The following is a 13,352-nucleotide window of genomic DNA, read 5'->3' on the forward strand; positions in this document are numbered from 1 at the left end:
AGAGCCTAGCCGGCGGCTTCCGCACCGATGATCTGAGCGGGCAGCTCGATCAACGGGGCAGGGATGTCCCAGGTTTTTTCGGGCGAGCGACAGAGATCCGCGATGACGCAACGCTCGCATTCCGGCTTGCGCGCCTTGCAGCAATAGCGCCCATGCAGGATCAGCCAATGGTGGGCGTGGTAGAGATATTGGTCAGGGATCACCTTCATCAGCCGTTGTTCGACTTCGTCAGGCGTCTTGCCGGGGGCCAGCAGCAGCCGGTTGGCAATACGGAAGATGTGCGTGTCGACAGCCATCGTCGCCTGACCGAAGGCCATCGACAGTACGACATTGGCGGTCTTGCGGCCGACACCCGGCAAGGTCATCAGCTCCTCGCGCGTCCGTGGCACCTCGCCGCCGAAATCCGTGATCAGCTTTTCCGACAGCGCGACGACGTTCTTCGCCTTGTTGCGGTAAAGGCCGATCGTCTTGATATAGTCGCGGATGCGCTCCTCGCCGAGATCGAGCATCTTCTGCGGCGTATCGGCAATGGCGAAGAGGGCGCGGGTCGCCTTGTTGACGCCGACATCGGTCGCCTGTGCCGACAGCGCCACGGCAACGACGAGGGTGAAGGGATTGACATGCTCCAGCTCGCCCTTCGGCTCCGGCCGCTGGATGGAGAAGCGGCGGAAGATCTCTTCCAGATCCGCCTTCGAATAAAGGCTCTTCGACGCCGGCTTGCGGCCTGCGGTCGCATTTGACTTTTTCGCGGTTTGGGTGCTGGATTTGATCTTAAGATTTGCCATGAACGACCTATACTCAAGTCCTATGACGGAACGCAACGCCGATACTGCGGCAGACGGCAACAGACCGGTTTTCGCCGCCGAATTGTTCCCCCATCGCTCGCTGGGACGAAAGGGGTTCAGGATCATGCTGGCCCTGGCAGGTGCCTTCTGCCTCTTCTACAGCGTTCTGTTTGTCGCGGAGGGCGCATGGCCGATCGGCCTCTTCTTCGGCGCCGATTTCTTCCTGCTCTACGGGGCTTTCTGGCTGAATTACCGCTCCGGGCGCGTGCGCGAGGAGGTCACGGTGTCGCGTACCAATGTGTCCATCCGCAAATTCTCGCCCACCGGGCGAATGGTGGAGCATCGCTTCAATCCGTTCTGGACGCGTTTCCTCGTTCGCCGCCACCGTGAGATCGGCGTCGTATCCATGCATGTTCGCGACAGAAACCACGATACCGATGTCGGCTCCTTCCTCAATCCGGAAGATCGGGAGAGCTTTGCCAAGGCCTTCAAGCGCGCCCTGGCGACAGTGACGCAGAAGATATGAGCGGGCCTGTCAAAACCGACGGCATCACATTTTCGCAGACGGGCCGCCTGCGCAAGAAACGGGTGGTTTTGCCTCCCTTGCCGTGGTTTTCTCCTTTCCAAGGAGAAAGATCATGAATGCGATTGCACAGTTGAAGAACGACATCACGCCGCAGGGTCAGGACTACGAGACCGTTCGGCGGGTCATCGAGCTCATCACCGAGGAATATCGCGACCAGCCATCGCTTGAAATGCTTGCCGATCGGCTCAGCCAGTCGCCGACCCAGTTGCAGAAGACGTTCACCCGCTGGGCCGGGCTGTCGCCTAAGGCCTTTCTGCAGGCAGTCACCCTCGACCATGCCAAGCGCCTGCTGCGCCGGGAAGATCTGCCGCTTCTCGAGACCTCGTTCGAAGTCGGTCTTTCCGGCCCGAGCCGGCTGCACGATCTCTTCGTCACGCATGAGGCGATGTCGCCGGGCGAATGGAAGGCCAGGGGCAGCGGTTTGGTGATGCGCTATAGTTTCCACATCTCGCCCTTCGGTCTTGCCCTGATCATGGTCACGGATCGCGGTCTTGCCGGTCTTGCCTTCAGCGATTCCGGGAATGAGCGAGCTTGCCTGGAGGACATGACCTGCCGTTGGCCGAATGCGCAATTCATCGAGGATCCGCAGGCGACGGCACCTTACGCGGCGCGTATTTTCGAGCGGTCGAACTGGTCGAGCGACCAGCCGCTGCGGGTGGTGCTGATCGGCTCGGATTTCCAGCTGCGCGTCTGGGAAAGCCTGCTGAAGATCCCGATGGGCCGGGCGGTGACCTATTCCGACATCGCCAGTGATATCGGCCAGCCGACGGCGATGCGGGCGGTGGGGGCAGCCGTCGGCCGCAACCCGATCTCCTTCGTCGTGCCGTGCCATCGGGCGCTCGGCAAGAACGGCCAGCTCACCGGCTACCATTGGGGGCTGACGCGCAAGCGCGCGATGCTGGGATGGGAAGCGGGTGACGCTTGAGGGGTGTGCATTCTTGAAGGTTTTGAGTTTGCCGAGCCTGCGTAACCCCCCTCTGTCACTGTCGTGACATCTCCCCCACAAGGGGGGGAGATTGGTAACCCGCAGTGATCTCTCGCTTCAAGCGAACATAGAATCTGCTGAAACCGCAATTTAGTGTTTCGGAGAGGACGGGCGGCAAGCTCCCAATGATCTCCCCCCATGTGGGGGAGATGTCGCGAAGCGACAGAGGGGGGGTTGCACCCTCCGTGAATTCGGAATCAATTGATCAAGCCGCCTTCGCCATAGCCATTTGCAGCAGTGCCTTGGCAGCACTTTCATCGGTGATCAAAGTATTGCAGCCGATGCGCTTGATGGTGGCGCTGATCGCCTGGGCGCGATGCGCGCCGCCGGAGGAAATGACGATATGCTTGGCTTTCTTCAGCGTGTCGAGATCGACGGACATGACGCGCTTGTTGATGGGGTGATCGACGGAGTTACCCTCGGCGTCGAGAAAGTTGAACATGGTGTCGCAGACGCAGCCGGCCTCGATCAGCTGCTGCAGCTCGCCCTTTGAAATGAAACCCTCCGACAGTGACGTTGATTGCGGGCCGATATCGCCGCAGCTGACGATGGCGAGGTCGAGGTTCTCCGCCAGCCGGTAGATGGCTTCCAGGCCACATTTTTCGATGAGATTGCGCTTGGTCTCGATGGAATCGACCAATAGCGGCGCCAGGAACATGTAGCATTCCGCGCCGAGCTGGCTTGCGAGGCGCCACGTATAGTCGATCGGGTTGGTCTGATGGACGGCGACGATGCCGCCGAGCAGGGAGACCACCTTGCAATTGTTACGACGGGGAGGGCGGAAGCTCGCCAGCGAGGCCGTCATCGTCCGGCCCCAGCCGACGCCGATCGTGTAATTGTCGGGAATAGCTTCCGTCAGGAACTGGCCGAGCGCGAGGCCGACGCTTTTTGCCTGGGCGTTGACGTCACCACCGGCTGGCTCGGGAACCACGATCGCCTCATCCAGCCCATAGATGCGCTCCAGCTTGATCGCCAGCTCGACGCAATCGTCGATGCCTTCCGTGATCCAGATCTGCACTTCTGCGCGGCGCATCGCCTCATCCAGCAGGCGGATGACCGTGGTGCGGCTGATGCCCAGTTGCTCGGCGACATCTTTCTGCGTCAGGCTCTGATTATAATAGAGCCATGCGGCGCGAAGCCTCAGGGATGAGGTCTCCGAATAGGCGGTATGCGTCCCGCGTCTCAGTTTGGCCACAGGTCCTCCGGCATGATTGTCGCATGTGCCTTTTAGCGTCATGATCGCCCAGAACAGGAATTGTGGCGATGGCGGATGACAGGAGCAGGCGAGATCGGCTCTTCTGCTGCCGATATTCTATGACATGAAACTTATGTCAATTGAATTGCACAAATGTCCTTGACTTTTCATTGCCAGATTGCTGATAGTCGGTGGTGAGGAATTCGGTCTTGTCCAATCGAGGAGGACAATGTGCGAGTGTTGCTCCGAGCAAGTGTCAGACCGGACAGGCAACCACATAGGGCGCCCGGTGCCGGTGAAAAGCTTGTCGTCGGAAGGTTGTTTCTTCACCGCTCGGCCGTTCACCGGAAATGGAACTTTCGCGCTTTTTATCCCGTTATCGACACATAGGAGAAGGAAGGGCGCGCTCCGCCTGACGCCTTCAAGCCGTCCATCGACCGGACGGAACTTGCAACCCGGCATCTCCCCATTCAAATGGGCCTCATTCAACAAGGATACCTGTTATGACTTCCAAGCTTGACCAACTCCGCGCCATGACCACGGTCGTGGCCGATACCGGCGATATCGAGGCCGTCGCACGCCTGAAGCCGGTGGATTGCACCACCAATCCGACCATCGTGCTCAAGGCGCTCGGCACGCCGATGTTCGCCGATGCGATCAAGGAAGCCGTTGCCTGGGGCAAGAAGCAGGGCGGTGCCTCGGAAGCCGTCGTCCATGCCGTTGCCGACCGTCTAGCTATCTCGGTCGGCGCTGCTCTCTCCGGCCTTGTCCCGGGCCGTGTTTCGACCGAAGTCGACGCCGACCTGTCCTTCGATACCGAAGCGTCGATCGCGAAGGCTCATGCCATCATCGCAGCCTACAAAGAACGCGGCATCGGCCACGACCGCATCCTGATCAAACTTGCTTCCACCTGGGAAGGCATCCGCGCCGCCGAAGTGCTGCAGAAGGAAGGCATCGACTGCAATCTGACGCTGCTCTTCAGCAAGGCCCAGGCCATTGCCTGCGCCGACGCCAAGGCATTCCTGATCTCGCCCTTCGTCGGCCGTATCCTCGACTGGTACAAGAAGTCGACCGGCAAGGACTATACCCCGGAAGAAGATCCGGGCGTCATCTCCGTTCGCGAGATCTACAATTACTACAAGGCCAACGACATCAAGACGATCGTCATGGGGGCCTCTTTCCGCAGCGCCGCTGAAGTCGAAGCTCTGGCCGGCTGCGATCGCCTGACGATCAGCCCGAACCTGCTCGACGAACTCGCCAAGGACGAAGGCAAGCTGGAGCGCAAGCTCTCGCCGGAAAACAAGACTTCCGTCGCCAAGATCGCCGTCGACGAGAAGACGTTCCGCTGGATGATGAATGAAGATGCGATGGCCACCGAGAAGCTTTCCGAAGGCATCCGCGCCTTCGCCAAGGATCTCGGCACGCTGCGCGCCATGGTCAGCAAGGAACTGCAGCTCGCTGCTGCCTGAGGCGGTTTCGCTTCTCTCCTGGGAGAGGAGCATTCCAGTTGAAAAGGGGTGCCGCAGCGATGCGGTGCCCCTTTTGCGTTTCACAGGGCAAGCCGAAATTTCGAGTCTGCCGAGCCTCTGATAACCCCCCTCTGTCACTTCGTGACATCTCCCCCACAAGGGGGGAGATCGTTGGGGCATGTTATGCTGCTCCAAAAAGACCGATGGCTCAGCAGATACAGTTTTGAGTGTTTGGCGCTGGCAGCGCCGCAAGTTACCAATCTCCCCCTTGTGGGGGAGATGTCACGAAGTGACAGGGGTCCCACAGGCTCGGCGAATGAGAAGTATGAGGAGATCTACTGATCTACCCAATAAACTCCGTCCGGATTCTGTCCGATTGGCTACCGATCGTCGGCGCGGCCAATCCGCTCTTGTGACGTGCGCCATTCACCCGGATCGGGCTTGCCGTCGTTTGCACCGAAACGCCGTCGCCGCGTGTCACTGTCTGCAGCATGTCGAGCTGGCGGAAGGCTGATGTCTGCAGCAGTTTCGGCCAGTCGAGTACTTCCGCCGCCCAGATATCGGCCGGCTCCAATATATCAAGCCATTCCTGAACCGTCTTCTGCTGCAGGCGGCTGGCGATCAGGCTCTTGATCTCGTCGCGGCGCAGGAAGGCCTCATCCGGCGTGTAATCGGCGAGGGCGGGCAGGTCGAGCAGCGGCGCCAGCTTCGATAGCGGCATCATCGCCAGCGCCAGCCAGCCATCGGCGCAGCGATAGACGCCGTAGGGGGCAGCGAGATAGGCGTGGGCATTGCGCACGGCGGATTTCTGCGGCAGGCGGCCGCCATCGTTCAGATGCGTGGTCAGCACTTCGAACTGGAAATCGACCATTGCTTCCAGCAGGCTCGTTTCGACATGGACGCCGCGGCCGGTCACGCCGCGCCGCACCAGTCCAGCGAGGATCGCCTGGACGAGGAGATTGCCGGCCAGCATATCGGCGACGGCAAGCCCGAACGGCACCGGGCCGTCATCGGCTTCGCCATTCAGCCACATGACGCCGGAGCGCGCCTGGGCAAGCAGATCCTGCCCGGGAAAATGTCGCCACTCGTTGTCGGGGCCGTAGCCGGTAATGCTGCCATAAACGATGCGCGGATTGATGGCGGCGACGGAGGCGTAGTCAAGGCCGAGCCTTTCAATGACGCCGGGACGGAAGTTCTGGATGATAACATCGGCCTTGGCGATCAGCGTCCGCAATTCCTGCAGATCGGCCTCATCCTTCATGTTAACGGCAAAGCTTTCCTTGCCGCGATTGATGGCGTGAAAGAGCGTGGAATCGCCGCCAATCTCGGTGTCGCTGAGATAGAGCCGGCGGCAGAGGTCGCCGCCATCGGGCCGTTCGACCTTGATGACGCGCGCGCCGAGATCACCCAGCCGCAGGGCTGCCATCGGCCCGGCGAGAAATTGGCTCATATCCAGCACGATGATGCCGGCTAGCAGGCCTTCTTCGTTTTCGTCGCTCATGTCAGGCTTTCAACGGCGGCGCGTCTGCCGGCCGGCCGTTCTTGTAGCGCACGGTCTGGATATGCTCGCAATAGAGCACCAATTCGCCTTCGCCCTTGAAGACTTCGTAAGAAGAGCGGATCAGGCCGAGTTCGGCATATTTCGGCTGCTTATCCAGATTGGTGCGAATGGTATAGATCGTATCGTCGATGAAGGTGGGCTTGATGAAGCGGAGCTTGTCATAGCCATAGGAAAAGGCGTTGACGCAGTTCGTGGCCACAAGCCCGAGGCCGGCGGAAAAGACGAAGGCGCCGGCGACGAGCCGCTTGCCGAACAAGCCTTCGGTTTCGGCAAAGATCTGGTCGCTGACATAGGGGTGCATATCGAGCACCAGCGCGTTGAACTGCTGGGATTCCCCTTCAGAGATCGTCCGGCGTAGCGAGCGGATCTTGTGACCGATCTCGAAATCCTCATAGAACCAGTTTTCCGCATTCCAGACGGGGATTTCGGCATGATCGGCCGGCATGGTCTTGGGGTATGTGCTGGATACGCCGACAGTGGCGGTCATGGCATTCACTTTCAATAGAAATCCGTCCGGCCTCAGAGAGACCAGAGACGTTTGGCGTTGAGATGATAAAGACTGTTACGTTCGTCAGCGCTTACGCCTTGCATCAGCGCATGGGTGGCGGCGACCCAGGTGGAGAGATTGCCGCCCAGGGTGCAGACCGGCCAGTCGCTGCCCCAGATGACGCGATCCCAGCCGAAACTTGCGATGCAATGTTCGACGAAGGGACGCAGCGTTTCGGGCGTCCAATTGTTGGGATCGGCATAGGCGACGACGCCGGAAATCTTGACGACGACGTTCGGCCGTCTCGCAATTTCTTTGATCCCTGACGACCAGCTCTCACTGAGCCCATCCTTGACCGCCGGCACGCCGCAGTGATCGAGGATGAAGCTGATATCGGGGTTAAGGTCGACGAGCGCGATCGCCTTGGAAATCTGGTGCGGCAGAACGCAGAGGTCGAAGGTGAGGCGAGTGCCGGCGAGCCTCTTCAGGTTCTCGCGAAACAATGTGCCTTCGGAAACGTCGTCGGGCACGACATGCAGCACGCGGCGGAAGCCTTTGACGAAGGGATCGGCGAGCACGCGTTCGAGATAGACGGGAAAGCCCGCGCTCTCGGGGCGGCAGGCGGCGATGGCGCCGCGCAGCAGGCTGCCCGGTTCGCGGCTCAGGCCTTTGACATAGTCGGTTTCCCGCTCGATGTCGGTCTCAGCGACATCGACCTCCATGTGAAGCGTATCGGTTATACCGAGGCGCTTGGCCTCCCGGGCATAGTCCTCGTAGAGGCTGTCGCGATTGAGCGCGCCGGCATCAGCCAGCCAAGGATAGGCGAGCCGTTTCCGGTCGACGATGTGCAAGTGGCTGTCGAAAAGCATGGCGTTCCTCCCATACCTGCTTGTCCAACATATACTCACAGAAGAATAGTTTATTCAAATAAAAATTATAGCTCGGCCTTATCAACCGTGCCGGCCACGGTTTCGGAGATCTGTTTTGCGGCATCCCGCACGTACTGGATGACTTGATCGTAAGTGGGCGCCTTGGGATTGACGGGCTCGATATAAGGGCAAGTGAGAGCGGCAAGCCCATTGCCGTCCATGGCCAGAACCGGCGCGGATATGTTGCGCACGCCGCTGGTCTGCAGGCTGTCCATGGTTTCGAAGCCCTTCTCGCGGATCGCCCGCAATTTCTCGCCGAGATCCGCAGGCGGCTCTTCGCCTTCCTGGTCCTGCTGGCGCCGCTGCTCGTTGATCATCATCTGGCGCTGCTTGTCATCCCGGAACGCCAGGAGGATGTGACCCGATCCAGTGTTGTAGAGATTGATCTGGGCACCGACGCGGATCGAGATGCCCCAATAGGTCGGCGAATCCTGCTGGGCGATGACGGCGACCGAGCCGCGGTCGTAGATCGCCAGATGGCAGGCCTGCTCGGCCCTGTTGGAGAATTCGCGCATCAGCGGCGTAGCGAAGGACACGAGCCGGCGCACCGGCGCATGATAATGCGCCAGGCCGAAGAGCTTGAGCGTCAGATAGAAGCGGTCGCCATCCTGCCTCTGCACGTAGCCGCGCCGAACGAGGCGATCGAGCATTCGATAGAATTCGTTAGGGCTCTTATTGAGCGCCTTGGCGATTTCCGCCTGCGTCAGGCCGCCATCAATCGTTGCGAGCAGCTCCAATATGTCGAGCCCCTTGTCCAGTGCCGGCGCGCGATAGCGATCACTGTCGTCTTCTACATTCATCAACAGATCCCCTGAACGAAGAAACATAAATCATCATTCATATATGAATGAATGCATTTGACAAGCGTGCGATCTCGGCTTGACGGCCAATGAATAAGATGTTTACTTATAAATTATTGATCCATATTTGGGTCGAGAGGGCAATCGGACAAGGTGTCCGGTTTTTTGGGAGGAATTTCGATGAGGAATTGGAGGGCCGGTCTTGCTGCCGGCATGATGGCATTGCTTGCGGGTACTTCGGTCTTCGCCGCCGATCTGCCTGGCAAGTTTCAGGGCGTGACGATCGACGCCAAGCTTATCGGCGGCCAGCAATATGAGCCGCTTTACGCGCGCATTTCCGAATGGGAGAAGGAAACGGGCGCCAAGGTCAACATCCTGTCCAAGAAGAACCATTTCGAGCTCGACAAGGAAATCAAGTCGGACATGGCCTCGGGCAGCATCTCCTGGTGCGTCGGCTCGAACCATTCGTCCTTCGCGCCTCAATATCCCGACCTCTATACCGACCTCGCTAAGCTGTTGCCGAAGGAAGAGATCGCCCAGTTCGTCGATTCGACGATCGCGGCATCGACCATCGACGGCCGCCTGATCATGCTGCCGCGCGCCCAGTTCGACGTTTCGGCGCTCTATTATCAGAAGAGCCTCTACAACGACGAAGCCAAGAAGACGGCGTTCAAGGCGAAGTACGGTTACGATCTGGCGCCGCCGAAGACCTGGAAGGAAGTGTCCGACCAGGCGATCTTCTTCTCCAATCCGCCGAACTTCTTCGGCACGCAGTTCCCCGGCAAGGAAGAGGCCATCAACGGCCGCTTCTATGAAATGCTGGTCGCCGAAGGCGGCGAATATCTCGACAAGGACGGCAAGCCCGCCTTCAATTCCGAAGCCGGCGTGCGTGCGCTCGACTGGTTCGTGAACATGTACAAGGCCAAGGCCGTTCCCGCCGGTACGACCAACTATCTGTGGGACGATCTCGGCGCGGGCTTTGCTTCCGGCTCGATCGCGCTCGATCTCGACTGGCCGGGCTGGGCGACCTATTTCAACGATCCGAAGTCCTCGAAGGTCGCCGGCAATGTCGGCGTCGTCGTGCAGCCCGTCGGTTCGTCCGGCAAGCACACCGGCTGGTCCGGTCACCACGGCTTCTCGGTGACCGAGGCTTGCGCCCACAAGGATGCGGCTGCTTCGCTCGTCTGGTTCCTGACCAACGACGACTCGCAGAAGCTCGAAGCTGCCAACGGCACGCTGCCGACCCGCAAGGCGGTGTGGGATTGGGACATCCAGCAGGCTGCTTCCGATCCTTATAAGAAGGAAGTGCTGAGCACCTTCCAGGAATCGATGAAATACGCCTTCCCGGTTCCGCGCACGCCGCAATGGATCGAGATTTCCAACGTCGTCTATCCGGAGCTTCAGGCCGCCATCCTCGGTGACAAGACCTCCAAGGAAGCGCTCGACACAGCTGCCCAGAAGGCAACGGATGTCCTGAAGGACGCCGGCTCCCTCTAAGCGAGGCAATCGAAATCCCGCGCTCAAAAGCGCGGGATTTCCGCAATCTGACTTCGAGAATGGCTTTCGACCTGCCCGTAAGGGGCCGGTCTGTCCAGCCGGTTTCGCGCCGGCTTCTCGTCCTCACGCAATCCATTCCACGCAGTCCGGGCCACGCTGCCGAGGAATGCCGACAGGTCCAAGCCATGTTCAAAAAGATATCCCCACCGGTCCTGCTTCTTCTCCCGGCGATCATCGTCCTTGTCGCCGTGGTGCTGTTTCCGCTGCTTCTGTCCTTCTATTCCAGCTTCACGCCGTTTCGTCTGACGCGGCCGGCCACGCTCTTTACCTTCATCGGTCTGCGCAACTATATCCGCATCCTGACCGACCCGGTGTTTCTGGCTGCTTTCGTGCGCACCGTCGTGCTGCTGACGATCGCACTCAATCTGGAAATGCTGCTCGGCCTGGGATTGGCCCTGTTGGTCAACAAGGCGACCCACGGCAAGCGCATCCTGCGCACGCTGATGATGTTCCCGATGATGTTTTCGCCCGTGCTCGTCGGCTTCCAGTTCAAGTTCATGTTCAACGACAATGTCGGCATCATCAACAATGCCCTGCAGTCGCTCGGTATTACCAATGATGCCATCCCCTGGCTGATCGACGGCAATCTGGCGCTGTTTTCAATCATCGTCGCGGAAGTCTGGTCGTCGACCTCGGTCTTCGCCATCCTCATTCTCGCCGGCCTGTTCGCCATGCCTCAGGAGCCGGTGGAGGCTGCCAAGGTCGACGGCTGTACCGGCTGGCAGACCTTCCGCTACGTGACCTGGCCGTTCCTGATGCCCTTTGCCTTCATCGCCATGACGATCCGTTCGCTCGACGTCGCCCGCGCCTATGACATCGTCAAGATCATGACCGATGGCGGGCCGGCGCGGCGCACGGAGCTGATCTGGACGCTGGTCGGGCGCACCGCCTATGCCGACGCGCAGATGGGGCTCGCCAACGCCATGGCCTATGTCTCGATCATCCTTTCGATCGCCTTCACAGTCTATTTCTTCCGTAAGCTGGCTCTTGCCCGCACCCAGATCGGAGCGGAGTGGTAATCATGGATCGCAACGCTCAACAACGCCTGCAGCGCCGTCTGCGCAAAGCCGCCTATCTCGTCGGCCTCTTCATCGCGATGCTCATCATCTGCCTGCCGGGCCTCTGGATCATCATCAGCTCGCTGCGCCCGACGGTGGAGATCATGGCGAAGCCGCCGGTCTGGATCCCGCAGGAGCTTTCGCTGGAAGCCTATCGCTCGATGTTCAGCGGCGTGGGGCAGGGCGGCATTCCCGTCTGGGATTATTTCCGCAATTCGCTGATCATCTCCATCACATCGACGGCCATCGCGCTCGTGATCGGCATGTCCGGTGGCTATGCCTTCGCCCGCTTCCGGTTCCCCGGCAAGTCGGCGGTGTTCTTAGGCCTGATGCTGACACGCTCCGTGCCGGGCGTCGCCCTGTCGCTGCCGCTGTTCATGGTCTATGCCCGGCTTGGCATCATCGACACGCATTTCGGCCTGATCCTCACCTATGTCGCGCTGAACGTGCCCTTCACCATCTGGCTGATCGACGGCTTCTTCCGGCAAGTGCCGAAGGATCTCGCCGAGGCGGCGCAGATCGACGGATGCACGCGCTGGCAGGCTTTCTGGCAGGTGGAATTTCCGCTTGCCGGCCCCGGTATCGCTTCCGCCGGCATCTTCGCCTTCCTCACCTGCTGGAACGAATATGCCTTGGCCTCGCAGCTGACGCGCTCGGTCGATTCGAAGACGCTGCCTGTGGGCTTGCTCGACTATACGTCCGAGTTCACCATCGACTGGCGGGGCATGTGTGCGCTCGCGGTCGTGATGATCATTCCGGCGCTCGCACTCACTTTCATCATTCAGAAGCATCTGGTGTCGGGTCTGACATTCGGTGCGGTCAAAGGTTGATCCTCATGGCTCAGGTTTCTCTCAAAAAACTCGTCAAGCGCTACGGTGCGCTGGAAATCGTCCACGGGATCGATCTCGACATCGCCGATAAGGAATTCATCGCGCTCGTCGGCCCCTCCGGTTGCGGCAAGTCGACGACGCTGCGGATGATCGCCGGCCTCGAGGAAGTCTCCGGCGGCACGATCGAGATCGGTAACACCGTCGTCAATGACCTGCCGCCGCGCGACCGCAACATCTCCATGGTGTTCCAGTCTTATGCGCTCTATCCGCATATGACGGTGCGCGAGAACATGGGCTTCTCTCTGAAGATCGCCAAGCAGCCGCAGACCGAGATCGACCGGCGCGTCAACGAGGCGGCCGCCATTCTCGGCCTGGATGTCCTGATGGACCGCCGCCCGGCGCAGCTTTCCGGCGGCCAGCGCCAGCGCGTCGCGATGGGCCGCGCCATCGTGCGCCAGCCGGAAGTCTTCCTCTTCGACGAGCCGCTGTCGAACCTCGATGCCAAGCTGCGCACGCAGATGCGCACCGAGATCAAGAAGCTGCACGCCAAGGTGCAGTCGACGGTGGTCTATGTCACGCACGACCAGGTCGAGGCGATGACGCTCGCCGACCGTATCGTCATCATGCGCGACGGCTATATCGAGCAGGTCGGCACGCCGGATCAGGTGTTCAAGAAGCCTGCTACGCGCTTCGTTGCCGGCTTCATCGGCTCGCCGCCGATGAACATCGAGGAAGCGACGCTGAAAGCCGGCGAGCTGGTGTTCAAGAATGGCGACCGGCTGCCGTTGCCCGGCCAGTTTGCCGGCAAGGTCAAGGACGGCGAAAAGGTCGCCTTCGGCCTGCGGCCCGATGACATCTTCCCGACCGGCCACGGTCTGCATTCCGGTGCTGAATCGGCGGTACACGAGCTGACGCTGCCTGTCGCCATCACCGAGCCGCTCGGCAATGAAACGCTTGTTTTCGTCGAATTCGCCGGACGCGACTGGGTGTCGCGCATGCTCAATCCGCATGCCCTGAAGAGCGGCGAGCAATTGAAGATGAGCTTCGATTTCAGCCAGGCGCATCTCTTTTCTGTCGAAACCGGCAAGAGCCTGGCAATCTGAGGAGCCG

Annotated in this window: 13 protein-coding genes; 7 read left to right on the forward strand and 6 right to left on the reverse strand. The window is 60.2% G+C overall.

Translation table 11 applies throughout. From position 1 onward, the window contains the following. Window positions 1-5: 5 nt before the first annotated feature. Window positions 6-785, reverse strand: coding sequence for an endonuclease III (gene nth, locus JTP94_RS25935; protein WP_204853290.1), 780 nt, complete (start codon window positions 783-785; stop codon window positions 6-8). 22 nt (window positions 786-807) lie between these two features. On the opposite strand from nth, the gene JTP94_RS25940 reads away from it, so the two are divergent. Next, entirely contained in the window at window positions 808-1,311 is a 504-nt protein-coding gene (locus JTP94_RS25940; RefSeq protein WP_204853392.1) for a DUF2244 domain-containing protein, read from the forward strand. Window positions 1,312-1,423: 112 nt separating this feature from the next. After that, complete coding sequence (locus JTP94_RS25945; RefSeq protein WP_204853291.1) at window positions 1,424-2,296, forward strand: bifunctional helix-turn-helix domain-containing protein/methylated-DNA--[protein]-cysteine S-methyltransferase; 873 nt, start codon at window positions 1,424-1,426, stop codon at window positions 2,294-2,296. Window positions 2,297-2,561: 265 nt separating this feature from the next. On the opposite strand, the gene JTP94_RS25950 is transcribed toward JTP94_RS25945, so the two are convergent. After that, complete coding sequence (locus tag JTP94_RS25950; protein ID WP_204853292.1) at window positions 2,562-3,551, reverse strand: sugar-binding transcriptional regulator; 990 nt, start codon at window positions 3,549-3,551, stop codon at window positions 2,562-2,564. Window positions 3,552-4,054: 503 nt separating this feature from the next. Between JTP94_RS25950 and tal the strand changes: the two genes are divergently transcribed. Further along, window positions 4,055-5,020 (forward strand): transaldolase, encoded by a 966-nt coding sequence (gene tal / locus JTP94_RS25955; protein WP_204853293.1) that lies wholly within the window; start codon window positions 4,055-4,057, stop codon window positions 5,018-5,020. A gap of 343 nt (window positions 5,021-5,363) precedes the next feature. On the opposite strand, the gene JTP94_RS25960 is transcribed toward tal, so the two are convergent. The 4 genes from JTP94_RS25960 to JTP94_RS25975 all read right to left on the reverse strand — a co-directional run bounded on the left by JTP94_RS25960 (window position 5,364) and on the right by JTP94_RS25975 (window position 8,797). Next, complete coding sequence (locus JTP94_RS25960) at window positions 5,364-6,521, reverse strand: CaiB/BaiF CoA-transferase family protein (protein WP_204853294.1); 1,158 nt, start codon at window positions 6,519-6,521, stop codon at window positions 5,364-5,366. A 1-nt stretch (window position 6,522) separates the two neighbouring features. Beyond that, window positions 6,523-7,068, reverse strand: coding sequence for a MaoC family dehydratase (locus JTP94_RS25965; protein WP_204853295.1), 546 nt, complete (start codon window positions 7,066-7,068; stop codon window positions 6,523-6,525). A 32-nt stretch (window positions 7,069-7,100) separates the two neighbouring features. Then, window positions 7,101-7,937: an amidohydrolase gene (locus JTP94_RS25970; RefSeq protein WP_204853296.1), complete on the reverse strand. Its 837-nt coding sequence runs from the start codon at window positions 7,935-7,937 to the stop codon at window positions 7,101-7,103. A gap of 65 nt (window positions 7,938-8,002) precedes the next feature. Then, window positions 8,003-8,797 (reverse strand): IclR family transcriptional regulator, encoded by a 795-nt coding sequence (locus tag JTP94_RS25975; protein ID WP_204853297.1) that lies wholly within the window; start codon window positions 8,795-8,797, stop codon window positions 8,003-8,005. Window positions 8,798-9,010: 213 nt separating this feature from the next. On the opposite strand from JTP94_RS25975, the gene JTP94_RS25980 reads away from it, so the two are divergent. The 4 genes from JTP94_RS25980 (at window position 9,011) to JTP94_RS25995 (ending at window position 13,345) form a co-directional block, all read left to right on the forward strand. Then, entirely contained in the window at window positions 9,011-10,294 is a 1,284-nt protein-coding gene (locus tag JTP94_RS25980; RefSeq protein ID WP_409456635.1) for a sugar ABC transporter substrate-binding protein, read from the forward strand. Between the two features lie 185 nt (window positions 10,295-10,479). After that, window positions 10,480-11,373: a carbohydrate ABC transporter permease gene (locus JTP94_RS25985; RefSeq protein ID WP_037196258.1), complete on the forward strand. Its 894-nt coding sequence runs from the start codon at window positions 10,480-10,482 to the stop codon at window positions 11,371-11,373. Between the two features lie 2 nt (window positions 11,374-11,375). Beyond that, complete coding sequence (locus tag JTP94_RS25990) at window positions 11,376-12,242, forward strand: carbohydrate ABC transporter permease (RefSeq protein WP_204853299.1); 867 nt, start codon at window positions 11,376-11,378, stop codon at window positions 12,240-12,242. Window positions 12,243-12,247: 5 nt separating this feature from the next. Continuing rightward, on the forward strand, window positions 12,248-13,345 hold the full coding sequence (locus JTP94_RS25995) for an ABC transporter ATP-binding protein (RefSeq protein WP_204853300.1): 1,098 nt from the start codon (window positions 12,248-12,250) through the stop codon (window positions 13,343-13,345). The last annotated feature ends 7 nt before the right edge of the window (window positions 13,346-13,352 follow it).

Origin of the sequence: Martinezella lusitana (assembly GCF_016901135.1) — a bacterium.
GTDB classification, from domain to species: domain Bacteria; phylum Pseudomonadota; class Alphaproteobacteria; order Rhizobiales; family Rhizobiaceae; genus Rhizobium; species Rhizobium lusitanum_D.